At 46.0% G+C, this 767-nt stretch carries 1 protein-coding gene and 1 pseudogene; one reads left to right on the plus strand and one right to left on the minus strand.

Annotated features, from left to right (window positions below; all coding sequences use genetic code 11):
* Positions 1 to 335 (plus strand): YdhK family protein (locus tag ACWHAR_RS26200; RefSeq protein ID WP_452088312.1); only part of this gene is annotated, 335 nt, incomplete at its 5' end.
* Between the two features lie 15 nt (positions 336 to 350).
* On the opposite strand, the pseudogene pbuE reads toward ACWHAR_RS26200, so the two are convergent.
* Positions 351 to 767: pseudogene (pbuE, locus tag ACWHAR_RS26205) on the minus strand (purine transporter PbuE); the annotation flags it as partial.

The raw sequence follows: 767 nt of genomic DNA on the forward strand, positions 1-767 counted from the left end.
TGAAAGGCATGAAAGGTGCTGAAGCTACGGTAACAGGCGCCTATGATACAACTGCGTATGTGGTTTCTTATACTCCGACTAATGGGGGACAGCGTGTGGATCATCACAAATGGGTGATCCAAGAAGAAATCAAAGATGCCGGAGATAAAACGTTACAACCCGGAGATCAGGTGATTTTAGAGGCTTCTCATATGAAAGGCATGAAAGGAGCAACAGCCGAGATCGATTCCGCGGAAAAAACAACTGTATACATGGTTGACTATACATCGACAACAAGCGGCGAAAAAGTGAAAAACCACAAATGGGTCACCGAAGATGAGCTTTCAGCTAAATAATAAAAAATCCTCCTTTTACAAGGAGGATTTTTTTGCTGTTTGAACAGGTCTTGTTAAAGAAATGAAAGCAAACAGGACAGCGATGATCACAATCGATCCGCCGCACCATGCTGTTGACACCACAGTACCCGTCTGATCCAAAACAACACCGCCAATGGCTGAGCCAAGGGCAATTCCGACTTGGAGGGCCGATGTGTTAAAGCTTTGCTGAATGTCAGACGAATCAGGTGCAATTTCAATTAAATAGCTTTGCTGAGCCGGGGCGAGGCTCCAGCTCAGAAGACCCCAAATCACCATGACAGGCAAAAAGAAAATCATAGACGATGTAGACAGCGGCAGTAAGAACATAATGATGGCAAAGGAACCGGTCACCAGCAAAATGCTCTTAAAGGAACCAAGCCGGTCAGATAGCGCTCCTCCGAAAGGGCCTCC

The organism is Bacillus sp. LR--39, from assembly GCF_053613335.1.